25 protein-coding genes and 2 pseudogenes are annotated in these 16,696 nt (G+C 41.0%); 2 read left to right on the forward strand and 25 right to left on the reverse strand.

What is annotated here, in order from left to right:
• Both istB and BUA11_RS08235 read left to right on the forward strand, forming a co-directional pair.
• Positions 1 to 217, forward strand: a pseudogene (istB, locus tag BUA11_RS08230) (IS21-like element ISCbe3 family helper ATPase IstB); the annotation flags it as partial.
• Between the two features lie 97 nt (positions 218 to 314).
• Positions 315 to 1,250: an HD-GYP domain-containing protein gene (locus BUA11_RS08235; RefSeq protein WP_072760393.1), complete on the forward strand. Its 936-nt coding sequence runs from the start codon at positions 315 to 317 to the stop codon at positions 1,248 to 1,250.
• Here the strand turns inward: BUA11_RS08235 and BUA11_RS08240 are convergent.
• From BUA11_RS08240 to rplE, 25 genes and pseudogenes are all read right to left on the reverse strand, one after another.
• Complete coding sequence (locus tag BUA11_RS08240) at positions 1,247 to 2,194, reverse strand: RluA family pseudouridine synthase (protein WP_072760395.1); 948 nt, start codon at positions 2,192 to 2,194, stop codon at positions 1,247 to 1,249. The genes BUA11_RS08235 and BUA11_RS08240 overlap by 4 nt on opposite strands.
• Before the next feature lie 145 nt (positions 2,195 to 2,339).
• Positions 2,340 to 2,735: pseudogene (gene lspA / locus BUA11_RS10240) on the reverse strand (signal peptidase II); the annotation flags it as partial.
• Positions 2,736 to 2,773: 38 nt separating this feature from the next.
• A complete protein-coding gene (locus tag BUA11_RS08250; RefSeq protein ID WP_072760399.1) occupies positions 2,774 to 3,625 on the reverse strand; it encodes a CheR family methyltransferase in 852 nt (283 codons plus the stop codon).
• Positions 3,564 to 4,403 carry a hypothetical protein gene (locus BUA11_RS08255; RefSeq protein WP_072760401.1) on the reverse strand — a complete coding sequence of 280 codons (840 nt, stop codon included), beginning with the start codon at positions 4,401 to 4,403 and terminating at the stop codon, positions 3,564 to 3,566. Before BUA11_RS08255 ends, BUA11_RS08250 begins: the two co-directional genes overlap by 62 nt.
• 34 nt (positions 4,404 to 4,437) lie before the next feature.
• Positions 4,438 to 5,196, reverse strand: a complete 759-nt coding sequence (locus BUA11_RS08260) for a YebC/PmpR family DNA-binding transcriptional regulator (RefSeq protein ID WP_072760403.1) — start codon at positions 5,194 to 5,196, stop codon at positions 4,438 to 4,440.
• A 34-nt stretch (positions 5,197 to 5,230) separates the two neighbouring features.
• On the reverse strand, positions 5,231 to 5,845 hold the full coding sequence (clpP, locus tag BUA11_RS08265; protein ID WP_072760578.1) for an ATP-dependent Clp endopeptidase proteolytic subunit ClpP: 615 nt from the start codon (positions 5,843 to 5,845) through the stop codon (positions 5,231 to 5,233).
• 40 nt (positions 5,846 to 5,885) lie between these two features.
• A complete protein-coding gene (locus BUA11_RS08270; protein WP_072760405.1) occupies positions 5,886 to 7,175 on the reverse strand; it encodes a trigger factor in 1,290 nt (429 codons plus the stop codon).
• A gap of 99 nt (positions 7,176 to 7,274) precedes the next feature.
• Positions 7,275 to 7,661, reverse strand: coding sequence for a 50S ribosomal protein L17 (gene rplQ, locus BUA11_RS08275; protein WP_072760407.1), 387 nt, complete (start codon positions 7,659 to 7,661; stop codon positions 7,275 to 7,277).
• Position 7,662: 1 nt separating this feature from the next.
• The gene (locus tag BUA11_RS08280) at positions 7,663 to 8,649 is read right to left on the reverse strand and encodes a DNA-directed RNA polymerase subunit alpha (RefSeq protein WP_072760409.1); all 987 of its coding nucleotides are present in this window, start codon (positions 8,647 to 8,649) and stop codon (positions 7,663 to 7,665) included.
• A gap of 5 nt (positions 8,650 to 8,654) precedes the next feature.
• The gene (gene rpsD / locus BUA11_RS08285) at positions 8,655 to 9,284 is read right to left on the reverse strand and encodes a 30S ribosomal protein S4 (RefSeq protein ID WP_072760418.1); all 630 of its coding nucleotides are present in this window, start codon (positions 9,282 to 9,284) and stop codon (positions 8,655 to 8,657) included.
• Between the two features lie 40 nt (positions 9,285 to 9,324).
• A complete protein-coding gene (rpsK, locus tag BUA11_RS08290) occupies positions 9,325 to 9,714 on the reverse strand; it encodes a 30S ribosomal protein S11 (protein ID WP_072760420.1) in 390 nt (129 codons plus the stop codon).
• A gap of 43 nt (positions 9,715 to 9,757) precedes the next feature.
• Positions 9,758 to 10,129, reverse strand: a complete 372-nt coding sequence (gene rpsM / locus BUA11_RS08295) for a 30S ribosomal protein S13 (RefSeq protein ID WP_072760422.1) — start codon at positions 10,127 to 10,129, stop codon at positions 9,758 to 9,760.
• 37 nt (positions 10,130 to 10,166) lie between these two features.
• Positions 10,167 to 10,283 (reverse strand): 50S ribosomal protein L36, encoded by a 117-nt coding sequence (gene rpmJ / locus BUA11_RS08300; RefSeq protein WP_072760424.1) that lies wholly within the window; start codon positions 10,281 to 10,283, stop codon positions 10,167 to 10,169.
• A gap of 37 nt (positions 10,284 to 10,320) precedes the next feature.
• Entirely contained in the window at positions 10,321 to 10,584 is a 264-nt protein-coding gene (infA, locus tag BUA11_RS08305) for a translation initiation factor IF-1 (protein WP_072760580.1), read from the reverse strand.
• Between the two features lie 45 nt (positions 10,585 to 10,629).
• Positions 10,630 to 11,382, reverse strand: a complete 753-nt coding sequence (gene map / locus BUA11_RS08310) for a type I methionyl aminopeptidase (RefSeq protein ID WP_072760426.1) — start codon at positions 11,380 to 11,382, stop codon at positions 10,630 to 10,632.
• A 2-nt stretch (positions 11,383 to 11,384) separates the two neighbouring features.
• On the reverse strand, positions 11,385 to 12,035 hold the full coding sequence (locus BUA11_RS08315; RefSeq protein ID WP_072760429.1) for an adenylate kinase: 651 nt from the start codon (positions 12,033 to 12,035) through the stop codon (positions 11,385 to 11,387).
• 35 nt (positions 12,036 to 12,070) lie between these two features.
• Positions 12,071 to 13,357 carry a preprotein translocase subunit SecY gene (gene secY, locus BUA11_RS08320; protein ID WP_072760431.1) on the reverse strand — a complete coding sequence of 429 codons (1,287 nt, stop codon included), beginning with the start codon at positions 13,355 to 13,357 and terminating at the stop codon, positions 12,071 to 12,073.
• A gap of 2 nt (positions 13,358 to 13,359) precedes the next feature.
• Positions 13,360 to 13,806 carry a 50S ribosomal protein L15 gene (gene rplO, locus BUA11_RS08325; RefSeq protein ID WP_072760433.1) on the reverse strand — a complete coding sequence of 149 codons (447 nt, stop codon included), beginning with the start codon at positions 13,804 to 13,806 and terminating at the stop codon, positions 13,360 to 13,362.
• A gap of 14 nt (positions 13,807 to 13,820) precedes the next feature.
• On the reverse strand, positions 13,821 to 14,006 hold the full coding sequence (gene rpmD / locus BUA11_RS08330; protein WP_072760435.1) for a 50S ribosomal protein L30: 186 nt from the start codon (positions 14,004 to 14,006) through the stop codon (positions 13,821 to 13,823).
• Positions 14,007 to 14,009: 3 nt separating this feature from the next.
• Entirely contained in the window at positions 14,010 to 14,540 is a 531-nt protein-coding gene (gene rpsE, locus BUA11_RS08335) for a 30S ribosomal protein S5 (protein WP_072760437.1), read from the reverse strand.
• Positions 14,541 to 14,566: 26 nt separating this feature from the next.
• Positions 14,567 to 14,935, reverse strand: coding sequence for a 50S ribosomal protein L18 (gene rplR / locus BUA11_RS08340; RefSeq protein ID WP_072760439.1), 369 nt, complete (start codon positions 14,933 to 14,935; stop codon positions 14,567 to 14,569).
• A 13-nt stretch (positions 14,936 to 14,948) separates the two neighbouring features.
• On the reverse strand, positions 14,949 to 15,503 hold the full coding sequence (gene rplF, locus BUA11_RS08345; RefSeq protein ID WP_072760441.1) for a 50S ribosomal protein L6: 555 nt from the start codon (positions 15,501 to 15,503) through the stop codon (positions 14,949 to 14,951).
• Between the two features lie 13 nt (positions 15,504 to 15,516).
• Entirely contained in the window at positions 15,517 to 15,921 is a 405-nt protein-coding gene (gene rpsH, locus BUA11_RS08350; protein WP_072760443.1) for a 30S ribosomal protein S8, read from the reverse strand.
• 17 nt (positions 15,922 to 15,938) lie between these two features.
• The gene (locus BUA11_RS08355; RefSeq protein ID WP_072760445.1) at positions 15,939 to 16,124 is read right to left on the reverse strand and encodes a type Z 30S ribosomal protein S14; all 186 of its coding nucleotides are present in this window, start codon (positions 16,122 to 16,124) and stop codon (positions 15,939 to 15,941) included.
• Between the two features lie 14 nt (positions 16,125 to 16,138).
• The gene (rplE, locus tag BUA11_RS08360) at positions 16,139 to 16,693 is read right to left on the reverse strand and encodes a 50S ribosomal protein L5 (RefSeq protein WP_072760447.1); all 555 of its coding nucleotides are present in this window, start codon (positions 16,691 to 16,693) and stop codon (positions 16,139 to 16,141) included.
• Positions 16,694 to 16,696: the final 3 nt, after the last annotated feature.

A 16,696-nucleotide genomic window follows, 5' to 3' on the forward strand; every position in this document is an offset into this window, starting at 1 on the left:
TTTCCAGCTGATATCGAGCAGATATGAGAAGAGCAGTACAATAATAACAACTAATGTTGTATTCTCTGAATGGGGAGAGATATTTGGTGGAGCGACGATAGCAAATGCAATTTTGGATAGGCTACTCCATCATTCTTACGTGATTTTCATAAAAGGTCCTTCATACAGATTGCAGTCAAAAACAGCATATTTTAGCAACACAAACCAGCAAAACTAAGTTTATTTTTTGTACATTTTTATTTTCGATTTTTTGTTCATTTTGATATTGACATTTACACAAGGATATATGCTCACTAGAGAAGGCGATGACTTCATTGGAGAAAATTGTGAAAGAAGCTCCCGAGATGAATCTTTCGGAACTTCTCATAAATGCATTTTTTCAAATCAGGACGTTTTTGTCACTCCGTGATTCAAAGCTGAATATCACTTCTGAAATCTTTGTCAATGGAGAAAGGATCTTCCCTCCAAAAAACATAAGAGTAGAAAATCACTACCTTCCAAACCAATACAACTATAAGATCAACATTAAACATAATGCTGTAAAGTTCTCCTTGTACACTTCGCGTGATTTGAAGGCTTTCGAGTCTGCTTATGTAAATTCTTTACTAAAGAATATAGAAAGCGCTTTTGTTCAGAAGGAAGGATTTGATGTTGAAGATGAATTCGTCTTGATGATTTCCAAGCTCGTCGAGGCAAGGTCCGAAGAAACAGGAGAGCATGTTAATAGAGTATCGGAAATTGCAAAGTTTTTGGCACAACTTTCCGGCCATAGTTCGAGAGATGTAAAGTTAATTCACGGTGCCGCCGCACTACACGATATAGGAAAGGTAGGTATTCCGGACTATATACTCAACAAGCCTGCTAAACTCGATGATAAGGAATTCGCGATAATGAAGGAACACACTCTGATAGGTTTTGAACTTTTGAGGAATTCCTCACTTAAAATATTCCAGACAGGTGCAGTCATAGCTTTGGAACACCATGAGAGATGGGACGGAACAGGATATCCATATGGACTGGAAGGCGAACAAATTACTCTCGAGTCGAGAATAGTCCAGATTGCCGACGTTTTTGAGGCGTTAACTCAAGACAGGTGCTATAGGCCCGCATGGCCGCTTGAAAAAGCTATAGAATATATGAACGATATGAAAGGCAAGCAGTTCGACCCGTGGCTAATAGAACTGTTTAACAAGCATTTAAGAGAATTTGTACAAATTGTTCAAGATAAACAGGACGAGGAAGCAAATTAATTCCCATTTCTGAGTTGATCAACAAATTTGTTTAGATTTTCAATAGCTTTGGCAAAATCTTTCGGAAGTCGTGCAATGAATCTCATCTTTTCGCCAGTCCTTGGGTGGTAGAATGATAAGCTGAGTGCATGGAGCATTTGCCTGTATATTTCAAACTGCTCGTCTTCTTTTGCTCTTCCGTACACCTCATCACCCATCAGCGGGTGTCCTATGTACTTCATATGCACCCTTATCTGGTGAGTCCTGCCTGTTTTCGGATATGCAAACACCAGAGAGCCGATATTTCCGAATCTCCGTACAACTTTATAATGTGTTAACGCCGGTTTCCCATATTCAGACTGTGTCGTTGTCATCTTGACTCTAAGCACAGGATTTCTCGCTATGCTTATCTCAATATCACCCTCAGGTCTTGTAGGAACGCCCTTAACAAGGCAAACATAAAGCTTTTCAGTCACTCTGTCTTTGAATTGTTTTGTAAGTGATTGGTGCGCTAAATCATTCTTAGCTATTACCATCACTCCGCTTGTGTCTTTGTCAAGCCTGTGAACAATTCCGGGTCTCATTACCCCGCCTATACCTTGCAAGTCTTTGCAATGATACAGCACTGCATTAACAATAGTACCAGATGTGTGTGATGGAATTGGGTGAGTGATTATGCCCGGCTGTTTGTTTATCACCAGTATATCTCTATCTTCATAGATTATATCAAGTGGTATATTCTCCGGAAGAATCTCCGGAAGTTTCGGTTTCTCCGGGACTTTCAAGGTAATTATATCCCCAGACTTCACCTTGTAGCTCGGCTTCTTCGAAGTCCCATTGACCAGAACTTCCCCGCTTTTGATAGCCTTTTGAATATACGTTCTCGAGATCCAGTCTGGAGTCTTTTCCATTACGAATTTGTCGAGTCTCCAGCCGTCTTCCCTGTTCGTCACTTGTATATCCATCAGTTCTGTTCGGTCTGTATCTCCTGTATATACCTCTTGAAATTGTACCATTTGTTAACGTCTCACCTGCACTTTTTGATCTATCTTTACTTTTCCGATGTGAGAAAAGTGGTCCGTGTTTAAGTTCTTCCCTGATAAACGATATGCCTAAACCGACAGTGCCAATCGTTATGAATATGTCAGCAACATTGAAAACTGTTGGCCATCCTAAGAACGTTATGAAATCAACAACATAACCGTATCTGATTCTATCGATGAGGTTCCCGAGTGCACCACCTAATATGAACCCAAGCATTGTTTGGGTAAATTTGTTAAGCTTTAAAAACAGAGGTATAGTTGACAGTCCAATTATAATCAAGAGAGTAAGGTAAATAACAATCTCTTTCACGCCCGCAAACAGTCCAAACGAAATGCCTCTGTTTGTAGCATGTGTTAAGAAAAATATGCCATAGATTCTCTTAATCGTTCCAAGTGGTATGTACAGAGTCGTGAGATGCTTAGTTATTTGATCAAGCGTAAGTGCTAAGACAAGCCAGAACATCCTATCATTCCTTATCAAGATATTTGAGAAAACACGTCTCAGATTTTTCTGTAGATGAAAGGACTGGCAACTTCAAGACCGAGGTTTCTGTAATTGAATATCCTCTCAGTATTCCCTACAAAGAGTATTCCACCTGGTCTGAGGCTCTCTGCAAATCTTCTGTAAAGTTGGTCCTTTGCCTCCATTTCAAAGTATATGACAACATTCCGGCACATAATCATATCGAGACCTTTTTCAAATGGGTCTTGCAGCAAGTTGTGCCTCTTAAACTGTACGCGGGCTTTTACGTTCGGTTTCACGACGTATTTACCATCTCTTACGATAAAGTATTTCTGTATGTACTCTAACGGTGTGCTCACCATCGACCTTTCTTCGTACTCTCCGATTTGCGCTCTCGTTAGAACACCCATATCTATATCGGTTGCGAGTACCTTTGCTGTTAGTGGAGCCTTTAATTCTTCAAGAAGTATAGCTAATGAATACGGCTCCTCGCCAGAAGAACAACCGGCACTCCAAGCTTTAAACCTTGCACCGCTTTCCTTCAAAAGTTCAGGTAAGAAAGTCTTTTTTAATTCTTCCCATTTTTCAGGATTTCTGAAGAACTCTGTCACGTTTATCGTCAATTTATCAAGGAATTCGTCCTTTTTCTTATTATCCTTCATAATCAAGTCAAAATATTCTTTATAACTCTTGCAGTTGTACTTTCGTATAAGCATTTCGATACGTCTTTTCATTCTCTCAGGCTTGTAACCGGAAAGGTCGAGCCCCATCGTTTCTTTTATCTTGCCAACAAACCATTCAAACTGATCCCAAGGAAGTTCTGGAATATCACCAGATTGGAAATTCGACATCCAGGCGAACTTCTTTTCCTTGAAGTCGTCCAACGACATAGACTCCACCTACCTTCCAAATCACTCTTCCAATTATAGTATCGTTTCCATCTATATTATCGTTTACAATATTGATTTCAAAGTTATCCGTTTTGAGAGCCATCCCGTTTACTAAATCGAAGCTGTTTGCACTATCTGATGAGTGATAAATTAGCGCATAAAGAACGACGTTCTTTTCCGATAAAAAGAAACCTAAACCTGTCTTTTCTCCTGTGAAAACGTAAACTGTGTTGCCGATTCCAAAGTTAAACCCATTTTGTGTCCGTTCTACGAACGCGTACAAATTAGCTGAACCTATAGGAATTCTTATAGAGGCGTTGACTGCCATCCCGGAACCCAAAATCGAAAAATTCTCGGTTTTATGGATTAGTCCGCTACCTGCGTATCCTGTGCCTACCCACGTGGCATACCAAACTTTCTGAGCAGGGTTGAAAAAAGTTGAGAAAGGAATAGAAGTGTTAAAAGCGGTGTAAGTAACTTTATACGGGGCTTCGATGAATTCAAACGATTCGAAAAGGTCTGAAATATCGGGCTTAATAAATACAAAACCAGCGTTCTCTGTTAGAGGTATATCCACATCGAACTTAGCTTTGAATTTCCAAAAAGAAAAATCGTACTTAGCATTTAACTTCATCGTAGTATCAAACGGAGAGACGCCAAAGTAGAGCGTCTCTCCATTTGATATCTGGTTAAGTAGTATTAAAAATGCAAACGTCATCACAAAAATAGGAATTCTTTTCCTGAATTTCTTCCCTGGATAGTCTTTTGCCTTTTTCAAAAGTTCCAACCCCAAGTTAGTTTTGGTTTAAGTTTTAGCCTTCGAGTTTCGCCATTATCGCTTCGAGTTCTGCATCATCAATATCGAAGTTGCCAAATACTTCTTGAACATCGTCGTTGTCTTCGAGTGCATCTATAAGTTTGAGAACCTTTTCTGCTTCCGAACCTGTTACCTTAACGCTGTTCTTTGGTTTGTACGTAATCTTTGCTTCTCCTGTAAATCCGTTGCTTGCAAGTGCTTCTTTCACACTTGTTAGAGATTCTGGAGCTGCGTAAACGAGTACTGGGTCTCCCTCTTCTATATCTTCTGCACCTGCATCGATTGCAAGAAGCGTGAATTCATCCATGTCAGAGATCTTCTCTGCAGGAATTTCAATAACTCCCTTTCTTTCAAATATCCATGCAACTGAACCGCTTTCTGCTAGTGAACCGCCGTTCTTGCTGAGGATGTGCCTGAGTTCTTGAGCTGTCCTGTTCTTGTTATCTGTGAGTGCAAGTATGTAAAGTGCTACTCCACCTGGTGCATATGCTTCGTATATTATTTCTTCGTACCTTTCGCCTTCGAGTTCACCCGTACCTTTTTTGATTGATCTTTCAACGGTGTCTTTTGGCATGTTCGCATCTCTTGCTTTTTCTAAAACTGCTCTTAGCCTTGGGTTCGTATCTGGATTTCCGCCGCCTTCTCTTGCCGCTACGATGATTTCTCTAATCAACTTTGTGAATATCTTCGATCTTTTCGCGTCCTGCGCAGCCTTCCTGTGTTTAATATTCGCCCACTTATTGTGACCTGACATACTCTCTTCCTCCTTAAGAAATTTTCATTTAAAATTATCTTTCTCCCGGTTTTATTACCTTATCTATTATACCATATTCCTGTGCTTCTTGAGCACTCATGAAAAAGTCCCTGTCCGTGTCTTTTTCTATTCTTTCAATGTCTTGCCCTGTATGTTTGCTTAGAATATCGTTAATTATGTGCTTGATTCTGAGTAGTTCCTTCGTGAGTATCTCCACATCTTTGGCAGTACCTTCCGCTCCGCCGAGTGGTTGGTGTATCATAATCCTGCTGTTTGGCAATGCGAAACGCTTACCTTTCGCACCGGCAGCAAGAAGAACTGCCCCCATTGAAGCAGCTTGACCGACACATATGGTTGCAACATCGCATTTCACGTACTGCATTGTGTCGTATATCGCAAGTCCTGCTGTCACCAATCCGCCAGGCGAGTTGATGTAAAGCTGGATGTCTTTATCAGGGTTTTCTGCTTCTAAGAAAAGTAACTGAGCAACGACAAGGTTCGCTACATGGTCATCGATCGCACTGCCAAGGAATATTATCCTGTCTTTCAGCAACCTTGAATATATGTCGTACGCTCGCTCATATCTTCCGGTCGTCTCTATAACTATAGGCACATACTGGTCAAAAATCTTTTTCATTTCTTTATCCATCAAATATCATCCCCTCTTGAGAGGCTTAAAATCTTGTTATTTATTCCTCTTTTCCCTCTTCTTTTTCTTTGAAGGAAACTTCCTCAATCTGTGCTTTCTCAGAAAGTATCTTTGCAACCTTTGACTCCACTATTTCCATTATTACTTCATTCCTGATGTCCTGCCTTCCTTTGATTATCGCTTCTGCTCTGTCCGGGCTGACTCCCCACTCGACAGAAACTCTTTCTGCGTATGCCTTTATATCTTCATTGTCAACCTTTATATCATTTTCTTCGGCAACTTTCTTGACAACAAGGTCTTTCTTAATCATGTTTATGTAATAGCTTCTTAACTCCTCAACGAGCTTTTCTTCGCTTCCATAGTTCTGGACATATGCATCGTACTTTCCTTCTTCTTTCAGATTGTCGATGATATTTTCAACAGCTCGCTGTATTGTTCTTTCACTGATATTTATCTGTGCAATTGATGGTATCTGGTCAATTATCTGCACTCTATATGAATCTCCGAGTTCTCTGTCGTATATTTCTTTTCCTTCACTCTTAAATTTGTCTTTAAGTTGGTCAACTGTTTCAACGTTTTCAACAGCCAAAGATTTGACGAATTCGTCTGTAAGTTCTGGTAATATTCTGTTGTATACTTCCTGAACTTCGAGGATGTACTTGTAAACAATCTTCTCTTCACCTTTTTCGAATGTCTTTTCAAATTCAACAACATCGCCTTTTTTCTTACCGTAAAGCTGTTTTACAACATCACGTTCGTCATCCTTAAGGAGCACGTATTCTCTCTCTTCGCCGTCTCTAACTTTCTTTTCACCAAGCAAGACGGTTTCCTTAACCTTAACCATGTCGCCTTCTTTAGCTTCCTCTTCCTTCGGTTCTAATATGGCATGTTCTTCTATTACATATTTTACCCTCATGTCGACATACCCTTCAAGTACTTCCTCTTCCTTAGCTTTTCTAATCTTCAACTGAGCCGGATCAAAGTTAACTTCTGGCTCGAGGTGGAGCTCAACGGTGACCTTGCCACCCTCTGGTGTAACCTTTACATCCGCGACAACAGGCGGTAAGAGCAGATTAACGCTTTCCTTATCGAGTTCTTTTTCCGCTTCTTTGATAGCTTCGTCCGCAATGTAGATATCGTAGAATGCTTCTTTGAGTCTGAGTTTGTAAACTTCCTTTGGAACTCTTCCTGGTCTGAATCCTTCGATATGGTATTTTCTCTTATTCAATTCTTCAACTGTTTTGTCTTCGAGTCTTTTTATATCCGCACTGTCGAATGTGTACTCGCGGATTATAACATTTTCCTCTTTGCTGATTTCTTTGACTTCCATTCTTGCACCTCCATTTTCCCGTTTTCCATTATCACTTTAAAAAGGGGCGTTCAGCCCCTCCTTTTTAAATACGACTAATCAATTCACTATTATTCTCGATTATTCTTCCACGAGTTGGAGAACTGACAATTCAGCACCGTCTCCTCTTCTTGCACCGACTTTTATAACTCTTGTGTATCCGCCGTTTCTTGAAGCATATTTTGGAGCTATTTCGTCAACAAGTTTGTTAACAAGTTGCCTATCTCCAAGTTCTGCAAATATCTGTCTTCTGATCGCTACGCTTTCATCTTTGTTTTCATTCTTAATCTTGTACGCCTTAACTGCCTTCGTTATGAGCTTTTCAACGTATTCCTTACCTACTTTTGCTTTTACTGTTGTGGTCATTATCGTTCCATGCTCGATGATTTCCTTTGCGAGGTTTCTCATCAACGATACCCTGTGAGTACCGTATCTATTCAGCTTATTTCTCTTCATCCTGTGTCTCATTTCATTTGTCCCCCTTTCTTAGCGAAAGACCGAATTTTTCGCGGAGTTTTTCTTTTACTTCGTCAAGTGATTTGGTACCAAAGTTCTTTATTTTGAGTAGTTCCTCCTCTGTTCTATCGAGCAAATCTCCAATTGTTTCAATCTTGTCTCTCTTGAGACAATTCAGTGACCTTGCAGAGAGATCAAGCTCTTCGATTTTCTTCGACGCAACGTCTTCCGTTGACGCGAGTTCTTCTGAAACGGGTATTGTCTCCTGATAAGTCGGGATTGGTAATTCTTCAACATCGCTGAGGCTCTGCTCTATGAAGTTGAAGTGGTCAAGAATTATCTTAAGTGAGTGCTTGAGCGCCTCTGAAGGCTTGACACTCTTTTTCGTCCATATTTCGAGAATGAGCTTCTCGAAGTCGGTCCTCTTATCAACACGGACATTTTCCACAAGCCAGTTCACCTTGATAACCGGACTGTATACTCCGTCAAGTACAATCCAACCTATCTCAGGTCTCTCGTTTCTTTCGCTTGCTGGGATAAACCCTTTTCCAGATGTTGCGTACAGTTCTATTTCAATATCAGCGTCTTCATTAAGCGTGGCTAAGTAATGATTCGGATTTACCACCACGACACCCGCTGGACAGTTAATATCCTTCGCACTAAGTATACCCGGTCCTTTTTTGTTAATTATCAACTTAACAGGTGATTCGACGTACGATTCAACTCGCAATTGAACTTTTTTGAGGTTAAGGAGTATTTCCATTATGTCCTCTTTAACGCCATCGATCGTATCGAACTCGTGATATTTTTCCGGTTTTATGAATCTTACATCAGTTATTGCAAAACTCGGTATGGATGAGAGCAGGACTCTTCTAAGAGTATTGCCTATGGTAACTGCGTACCCCTTTTCAAGCGGGGCCATGGAATACCTTGCATAGTAATGGTCTTCGTGTTCCGCCTGCTCTTCGAGTTTGAACTTTCTTCCAAAAGTTTGAAGCATTAATATCACCTCGAGTAGAATTCAACAATAGCTTGTACGTTGACTGGTAGGTCTGTAACCTCTTCGAGTTTTGGATTTCTAACATATACGCCTTTGAATTGTTCGTAATCTGCTTCAAGCCAAGGAGCGATTGCTTTGCCTTTGTTGAGTTCTATTGCCTGTTTTACTGGCTCGATGCCTCTACTCTTTTCTTTTATCGATATTACATCGCCTGGTCTTACTTGGTAAGAAGGAATGTCAACTTTCTTACCGTTTACAAGTATATGGCCATGGGATACAAGCTGTCTTGCTACGCGTCTATTGATGGCAAATCCAAGTCTATATACCACGTTATCGAGTCTTCTTTCAACTTGAGCAACCAAGTTTTCACGGGTATCGCCTGACTGCTTTGCTGCTCTTTCATAATAGATTCTGAACTGTTTTTCAAGAACACCATATATTCTCTTCATCGTTTGTTTTGCTCTAAGTTGCAATCCGTATTGCGTCAATTTTTTCTTTTCTCTACCGTGTTGTCCCGGTGCGAAAGGTCTCTTGTCAAATGGACACTTTTCACCGAAGCATCTGTCGCCTTTAAGGTAGAGCTTCATTCCTTCTCTTCTGCAAAGTTTGCACAAAGGTCCTGTATGTCGTGCCATTATTTTCCCTCCTTATTGAGCACCAAAAGGTTATGCAAAGTTATACTCTTCTTCTTTTTGGTGGTCTGCAACCGTTGAATGGAATTGGTGTTGCATCCCTGATGTTTTCAACTTCTAAACCTGCTGCTTGGAGTGTTCTTATCGCTGTTTCTCTTCCAGCGCCTGGTCCTTTAACAACTACATCGACTCTCTTGATTCCCATCTTAACCGCGTCTTTTGCTACTTTGTCAGCAGCGAGCTGTGCTGCGTATGGTGTACCTTTTCTCGTCCCTTCAAAACCTGCGGTTCCTCCGCTTCCCCAACTCAGAACGTGACCGTTCGGGTCTGTTAAACTGATAATTGTGTTATTGTACGTTGATTTGATGTGGACTACACCGTGGTCAACGGCAGCTCTCTTTTTTGGCTTTGCTTTTGAACGACCTTTCGCCATTTGATTTTCCCTCCTTTAAACCTCTTCAACTCGTTCGTGTTACTTATTTACCTTTTTTCTTAATCCTGCTTGGTCTTGGACCTTTACGAGTCCTTGAATTTGACCTTGTCCTCTGACCTCTTACTGGAAGTCCGAGTTTGTGCCTTAAGCCGCGGTAACACCCTATATCCATTAACCTCTTTATATTCCTCATTACTTCTGTTCTGAGTTCACCTTCAACTTTGTAGTTCTGTTGAATGAAAGATGCGATTTTGCTTATTTCATCTTCTGTGAGGTCTTTAACTCTCTTGTCTGGGTCTACGCCTGTTCCTTGACAAATTTCAAGCGCTCTTGTTGGACCTATACCGTAAAGGTATCTCAATGCGATGTGTACTTTCTTATTGCTCGGTATTTCAACACCAACGATACGAGCCATTAATCTCCCTCCTCAAACTTTTTTCCTAAAGTATAACTTATCCTTGTCTTTGATTGTGTTTTGGATTTACCTTACAAACTACAAATACTTTCCCTCTTCTTTTGATAATCTTGCAGTGTTCACATCTTTTTCCCACAGATGCTTTTACTTTCATGTTTATCGCTCCTTTCAGAGATTTATTAATTTTGTTCTTATTCTTCGTCGTCCAAAATTTCTTCTTCGCCTTTTGCGTCTATCTTCTTCCTGTAGACTATGCGCCCACGGGTGAGATCGTAAATCGTTAATTCAACAACCACCCTGTCTCCAGGAACTAACCTGATGAAATTCTTTCTCATCTTTCCTGATACATGGGCCAAAACTTTAAATCCGTTGTCTAACTGGACTCTGAACATAGCATTTGGCAGTGCTTCAACTATTGTTCCTTCCATTCGTATGACGTCTTCCTTGTTTTTCAGAAAAATCACCTCTCAAATTTCCAAGGAAACTTAAACACTTAAAACCTACTCGCTTAGCGTTAAAATCTCGCAACCGTCCTCTGTGACCAAGATAGTGTGTTCAAAATGTGCAGATCTCTTTCCATCAACCGTAACAACTGTCCAACCATCATCTAAAATTACTACGTGCCAGCCGCCTTCAGTAACCATAGGTTCTATCGCAAGTGTCATTCCAGCCTTTAAAATTACTCCTGTACCCGGTTTTCCATAGTTCGGTACTTGTGGGTCTTCGTGAAGAGCTTTTCCAACACCGTGACCTACAAAATCTCTTACAACTCCAAATCCGTGTTTTTCTATGTAACTCTGTACAGCGTAAGATACATCACCTAATCTAACGCCCGCTCTGACCGTCTTTATTGCTTCAAGCAATGACTCGTAGGTTACTTTCACAAGTTCTTTCCCGCGTTCGTCCGTTTCACCAACTACGTAGGTTACTGCACCGTCTCCGTAGTATCCTTCATAAACAGCGCCTACGTCAATTGAAACAATGTCGCCATCTTTAAAGACTTTCGACTTGAGCGGAAAACCGTGAATAACCTCGTTGTTAACTGATACTGTTGTTATGTATGGATAGCCTCCATACCCTTTAAAAGCGGGCTTGCACTTCATTTCCTTCAACGTCTTTTCTGCCATAAGCTCTATATCGAAAGCGGGTGATCCTTTAACGACATAGTCTTTTGCCCTTTTGAGAATTTCGGCAACCGCCCGCCCGGCTATCTTCATCTTTTCAATTTCATCTTTTGTCTTGATTCTTATCATTTTTATTCCAAACCACCTAATATATTAAACAACATTTTCATTACTTCTTCTACACTTTTTCTACCATCTAAGGTAAAAAGTTTGTTTTGATTTCTATAATATTCGATTAAGGGCGATGTTTTCTCGATGTAGACTCTGAATCTACCTCTCACAACATCTTCCTTGTCATCGTCTCTCTGTATCAACTGTCCACCACAATCGTCGCAAATTCCTTCTACCTTTGATGGAAGTGTGATGAGGTTGTAGACTTTACCGCACTTTGAGCATACTCTCCTTGTCGATATCCTTTGTACAACGGTCTCTTCATCTACTTCGAAATATAGTGCTCCCGTCAACACTCTTCCCATTCTGGTAAGCATATTGTCGAGCGCTTGAGCTTGGTTGAGTGTCCTTGGATACCCGTCGAGTATGAAGCCATTTTCGCAGTCTGGCTGTTTTAGTCTTTCTTCCACAAGTGCGTTTGTGAGCTCATCTGGTACAAGGTTTCCTGAATTGACTATATCCTGAACCTTTTTACCCAACTCCGTACCCTTCGCAATTGCTTCTCTGAATATGTCTCCTGTTGAGATGTGTGGTATGCTGTACTTTTCTACTACCCTCTTCGCGTAGGTTCCCTTACCTGCGCCCGGAGGTCCTAAAAAAATCAGGTTCATGCATTTCACCTTCTCGTGCCGCAGATTACTTTAGGTTACTTTCTGCCAGCTATTTTACCCTTCTTAACGAAACCTTCGTAATTTCTCATTATCAAGTGCGCCTCTAACTGCTGTGCTATATCAAGTGCAACACCGACAGCGATAAGCGCACTCGTACCACCGAGCCAGATGTTAACTCTTGTTATGCCTTCAACCAAGTATGGGAGCAGAGAAATGCCAACCAAGAATATCGCGCCAAGGAACGTAACTCTGTTGAGCACGTACGTGATGTACTCTTCTGTTGGCTTACCTGCCCTGATTCCAGGGATAAATCCACCGTATCTCTTTATGTTTTCAGATATATCCTTTGGATCTATCACAACTACGCTGTAGAAGTATGTGAAGAAGAATATTAAGAGCGCGTATACGATTATCATGAGTGGGTTCTGCATTCCGAAAAGCTTAATTGCCCATTGCGCACCAGTAATCTGAGCGATAGCCTCCGGTATGCTGACGATTGCCCATGCGAATATTATAGGAATAACGCCAGAGTGGTTTACCTTTATCGGTAAGTGTGTGCTTGTGCCACCGTATATTCTTCTTCCAACCATTCTTGTTGCATACTCTATCTTTATTCTTCTTTCTGCTTGCTGCACGTAGATTATCGCTACGATCATGAATATTGCAACTGCAACTAAGAATATCCAACCGAAGATGTTAAGGTTTCCAAGAACTGCTGTTCTAAAGTATGCTGGGTATCTCGAAACAATACCTGCGAAAATCATTATACTGACACCGTTTCCGATACCTTTTTCCGTAATTCTATCACCTATCCAAAGGAGGAACATCGTACCTGCAACGAGTGATACGGTTGAGACAAACGAGAAGAGCCATGTATTGACAGCAATTATTCCTTGATAGCTCCTTGCCAAACCGAAAGAAACAACGAACGATTGCAGTGCTGCAAGCCCAAGTGTGAGATTCTTGGTATAGTGCTGGAATTTCTTTCTTCCCTGTTCTCCTTCTTTAAGTAGTTCTTTCAAAGAAGGAATTATTGAAGCAAGTAATTGCATGATAATCGATGCGTTGATGTATGGAGTAACACTCATTGAAAATACTGAGAATCTGCTGAACGCACCACCGGTGAAGACATCGTAGAAACTAAGAACGCCACCGGCCAAGCCGGTGCCTTGCTTGGAAAGCGCTTCCCCCCAAGCTTTTATGTTAACTCCCGGTACTGGTACATAAATACCAAGCCTGAAAACGAGTAACATTAAGAATGTAAAGATAACCCTATCCCTAACCTCTGGAATCTTCATTGCATTCCGCAGCGCTTTCCACATTATTAGATCACCTCTATTTTACCGCCGACTTTTTCGATCTTCTCCTTAGCTTTTTCACTGAACTTGTGAGCCTTTACTGTGAGAGGTTTTGTAATTTCTCCTCTCGCAAGAATCTTTACACCATCGTATACTTTGTTGATTATACCTTTTTCAAGGAGAGCTTCTGGCGTTACTACGTCGTTGTTATCGAATTTTGCTTCAAGGGTTTCAAGATTTACCACAGCATAAACTTTCTTCGCAAAGTTATTGAAGCCGAACTTTGGAAGCCTTCTGTGAAGTGGTGTCTGACCACCTTCCATCCATGGCCTTACCTTGCCAGTTCCTCTTGATTTTTGACCTTTGTGACCCTTTCCTGCTGTCTTACCCTTTCCTGAACCTTGACCTCTACCGAGTCTTTTGTACTTTTTGTTTGAACCAGGGGTTGGTTTAAGACCATCTATAGTAAGCATTTCATTTCCCCTCCTTATTCTTCAACTTCTTCTACTTTGAGAAGATGCTTTACTTTTTCTACCATTCCTCTTATCTGCGGACTGTCATCTTTAACTACTGTCTGGTGCATCTTTCTTAAACCGAGTCTTCTGACCGTGTCTTTCTGATCGTATTTGTATCCTATTGGACTTCTCACAAGTGTTATCTTAAGCTTCTTCATACATTAGCCCTCCTTCTTAACACCGCGTACTACTTGAGCAGGTGTTATGTCCCTTAGAGCAGCAACTTTCTCAATTGAGAAGAGGTTCTTTATTCCATCAACTGTTGCTTGAGCAATGACAACTGGATTTGTTGAACCCATTGCTTTTGTAAGAACGTTCTGAACACCAGCCAATTCGAGAATTGCACGGACTGTTCCGTTTGCAATGATACCAGTACCTGGCGCTGCAGGTTTCATGAGAATCTTTGCTGCGTCTTGTCTTCCAACAACTTCGTGAGGAATTGTACCCTTCACAACTGGAACTTCTATTATGTTCCTTTTCGCACTGACAAGAGCTTTTCTAATTGCATCGGGTACTTCCCTTGCCTTTCCAACACCGACGCCAACTTTTCCTTCTCTATTTCCAACGACTGCTAAAACTCTGAAAGAAAGGTTCTTTCCACCCTTAGTTACTTTTGTCGTCCTTCTTATTTCTATAATTCTTTCTTCGAATGTCTCGGCTGATTGTTTTATCTTTTCAACAATTTCTGACACTGTGAGCACCTCCTAACATTACCAAATTAGAATTTCAATCCGGCTTCTCTTGCTGCATCAGCAAGAGCCTTGATTCTACCGTGGTACTTGAATCCTCCTCTATCGAAAACAACTTCCTTTACTCCTTTTGCGATAGCCCTTTCAGCAATGAGTTTCCCAACCTCTTTGGCTGCTGCCACATTCCACGTTTTCTGGAGTTTTTCCCTGAGTTCCTTCTCAACTGTGGAAGCAGCGACTATCGTTCTGCCAGCAACATCATCTATAATCTGAGCATAGATGTGCTTTTCGCTTCTGTAAACAGACAATCTTGGTCTTTCAGGAGTTCCTGATATTCTCTTTCTTATTCTTCTGTGCCTAACAAGCCTTAATTGTTTGCGGTCTTCTCTCTTTATCACGTCTTATACCCCCTTATGCTTTCTTTCCTTCTTTGAGGTTGATGACTTCGTCTACGTACTTGATTCCTTTACCGCTGTATGGGTTCGGTTCTCTCCATTTTCTTACATCTGCGGCGTACTGTCCAACTCTCTGCTTATCGATTCCGCTGACAATTATTTTGTTTGGTGCGGGAACTTCGACTTTTATATCATCTGGTATATCCATTTCAACTGGGTGTGCGTAACCGAGGCTCATCACGAGCTTGTTGCCTTGAAGTTGCGCCCTGTAACCGACACCAACGATTTCAAGTTCCTTCTTGAATCCTTCTGTTACGCCGATAACCATATTTCTAACAAGTCTCCAGTACGTTCCGACCATTGCTTTGAACTTTCTTTCGTCGGATTTTCTCTTTGCAACCTCGAGATTTGGTTCAAACCAAACTTCGTTACCTTCAACTTTGATGTTAACAAATGGATGATTTGCGAGTTTCAACTCGCCTTTTGGACCTTTTACCTTTATTTCAGAGTCGGTGATTGTTAACTGAACATTTGCAGGTAGTATAACTGGCTTCTTAGCTATACGAGACATGGACTACACCTCCTTACCAGATGTAGGCAATTACTTCTCCACCGACTCCATGTTCTGCAGCTTCTTTGTCGGTGAGCACGCCTTTTGATGTGGATATAATCGCTATTCCAAGTCCATTCTTAACTCTTGGAAGATTATTTGAACCAACGTATATTCTTCTTCCAGGCTTTGAAACGCGGACTATACCATGAATAACTCTTTCCCTGTTCTTTCTTGAGCCTTTGTACTTGAGCTGTAGTCTGAGAATTCCCTGTTTGCCATCTTCGATATATGTATATCCCTTAATGAATCCTTCTCTTACAAGAATATCAGCAATTGCTTTCTTCAAATTAGACGCAGGGACATCTATCTGATCTTTGAAAACAAGATTCGCATTCCTTATTCTTGTAAGCATGTCAGCTATTGGATCGCTCCACACGGTTAACACCTCCACTATTACCAGCTTGCTTTCCTAACGCCCGGGAGTTTTCCCTCGTTAGCAAGTTTTCTGAAACAAACTCTGCATATTCCAAATTCCTGATAGACTGAATGAACTCTACCGCATATGCTGCATCTTGTATATTCTCTTACCTTGTATTTCTTTGGCCTCTTCCATTTTTCAACCATTGCTTTTCGTGCCATTTAATATTACCTCCTTATTGCTTTTTGAATGGGAAACCGAGTAGCTCGAGTAACCTTCTTGCTTCTTCATCCCTCTTAGCCGTTGTTACAACAACAATATCCATACCTTGTATTCTCTTTATCTGGTCTGGAGAGATTTCTGGGAAAACGAGTTGTTCTGTTAAACCGAAGCTGTAGTTTCCTTTTCCATCGAAGGAGTTTGGATTGAGACCTCTGAAGTCCCTAACTTTTGGAAGAACGAGGTTAACAAGCTTGTAGACGAAATTGTACATTCTTGGACCTCTAAGAGTTACTTTAACACCGACGGTCATGCCTTTTCTAACTTTGAAGTTTGATATACTCTTCTTCGCTTTCGTTATCAAAGCTTTTTGACCAGCAATCATAGTAAGTTCTTTTGCATGCGCCTCAACGATTTCTTTATTCCTTGAACCTTCGCCAACACCCATATTTATAACAACTTTAACGAGTCTTGGAACTTCGTGAATGTTTTTGTATCCGAATTCTTTCATTAATGTTGGTACCACTTCGTTCAGATACCTATCTTTCAGCGGTACGAATTCGTAGGCCATTTT

Origin of the sequence: Fervidobacterium gondwanense DSM 13020 (assembly GCF_900143265.1) — a bacterium.
In the GTDB taxonomy this organism is placed as follows: domain Bacteria; phylum Thermotogota; class Thermotogae; order Thermotogales; family Fervidobacteriaceae; genus Fervidobacterium; species Fervidobacterium gondwanense.

What these genes read in the sequence shown, in the direction of transcription:
- clpP (WP_072760578.1), bottom strand. Translation starts at nt 5,845, where the DNA reads ATGGATAAAGAAATGAAAAAGATTTTTGACCAGTATGTGCCTATAGTT.
- BUA11_RS08280 (WP_072760409.1), bottom strand. Translation starts at nt 8,649, where the DNA reads ATGCTTCAAACTTTTGGAAGAAAGTTCAAACTCGAAGAGCAGGCGGAA.
- BUA11_RS08260 (WP_072760403.1), bottom strand. Translation starts at nt 5,196, where the DNA reads ATGTCAGGTCACAATAAGTGGGCGAATATTAAACACAGGAAGGCTGCG.
- BUA11_RS08270 (WP_072760405.1), bottom strand. Translation starts at nt 7,175, where the DNA reads ATGGAAGTCAAAGAAATCAGCAAAGAGGAAAATGTTATAATCCGCGAG.
- BUA11_RS08250 (WP_072760399.1), bottom strand. Translation starts at nt 3,625, where the DNA reads ATGTCGTTGGACGACTTCAAGGAAAAGAAGTTCGCCTGGATGTCGAAT.
- rplQ (WP_072760407.1), bottom strand. Translation starts at nt 7,661, where the DNA reads ATGAGACACAGGATGAAGAGAAATAAGCTGAATAGATACGGTACTCAC.
- map (WP_072760426.1), bottom strand. Translation starts at nt 11,382, where the DNA reads ATGATAAGAATCAAGACAAAAGATGAAATTGAAAAGATGAAGATAGCC.
- BUA11_RS08355 (WP_072760445.1), bottom strand. Translation starts at nt 16,124, where the DNA reads ATGGCACGAAAAGCAATGGTTGAAAAATGGAAGAGGCCAAAGAAATAC.
- rplO (WP_072760433.1), bottom strand. Translation starts at nt 13,806, where the DNA reads ATGCTTACTATAGATGGTCTTAAACCAACCCCTGGTTCAAACAAAAAG.
- rplE (WP_072760447.1), bottom strand. Translation starts at nt 16,693, where the DNA reads ATGGCCTACGAATTCGTACCGCTGAAAGATAGGTATCTGAACGAAGTG.
- secY (WP_072760431.1), bottom strand. Translation starts at nt 13,357, where the DNA reads ATGTGGAAAGCGCTGCGGAATGCAATGAAGATTCCAGAGGTTAGGGAT.
- rpsD (WP_072760418.1), bottom strand. Translation starts at nt 9,284, where the DNA reads ATGGCACGACATACAGGACCTTTGTGCAAACTTTGCAGAAGAGAAGGA.
- rpsM (WP_072760422.1), bottom strand. Translation starts at nt 10,129, where the DNA reads ATGGCTCGTATCGTTGGTGTTGAAATACCGAGCAATAAGAAAGTACAC.
- BUA11_RS08240 (WP_072760395.1), bottom strand. Translation starts at nt 2,194, where the DNA reads ATGGATATACAAGTGACGAACAGGGAAGACGGCTGGAGACTCGACAAA.
- rpsK (WP_072760420.1), bottom strand. Translation starts at nt 9,714, where the DNA reads ATGGCGAAAGGTCGTTCAAAAGCAAAGCCAAAAAAGAGAGCTGCCGTT.
- rpmJ (WP_072760424.1), bottom strand. Translation starts at nt 10,283, where the DNA reads ATGAAAGTAAAAGCATCTGTGGGAAAAAGATGTGAACACTGCAAGATT.
- rplF (WP_072760441.1), bottom strand. Translation starts at nt 15,503, where the DNA reads ATGTCTCGTATAGCTAAGAAGCCAGTTATACTACCTGCAAATGTTCAG.
- BUA11_RS08315 (WP_072760429.1), bottom strand. Translation starts at nt 12,035, where the DNA reads ATGAACCTGATTTTTTTAGGACCTCCGGGCGCAGGTAAGGGAACCTAC.
- rpmD (WP_072760435.1), bottom strand. Translation starts at nt 14,006, where the DNA reads ATGAAGAAGCTTAAGATAACACTTGTGAGAAGTCCAATAGGATACAAA.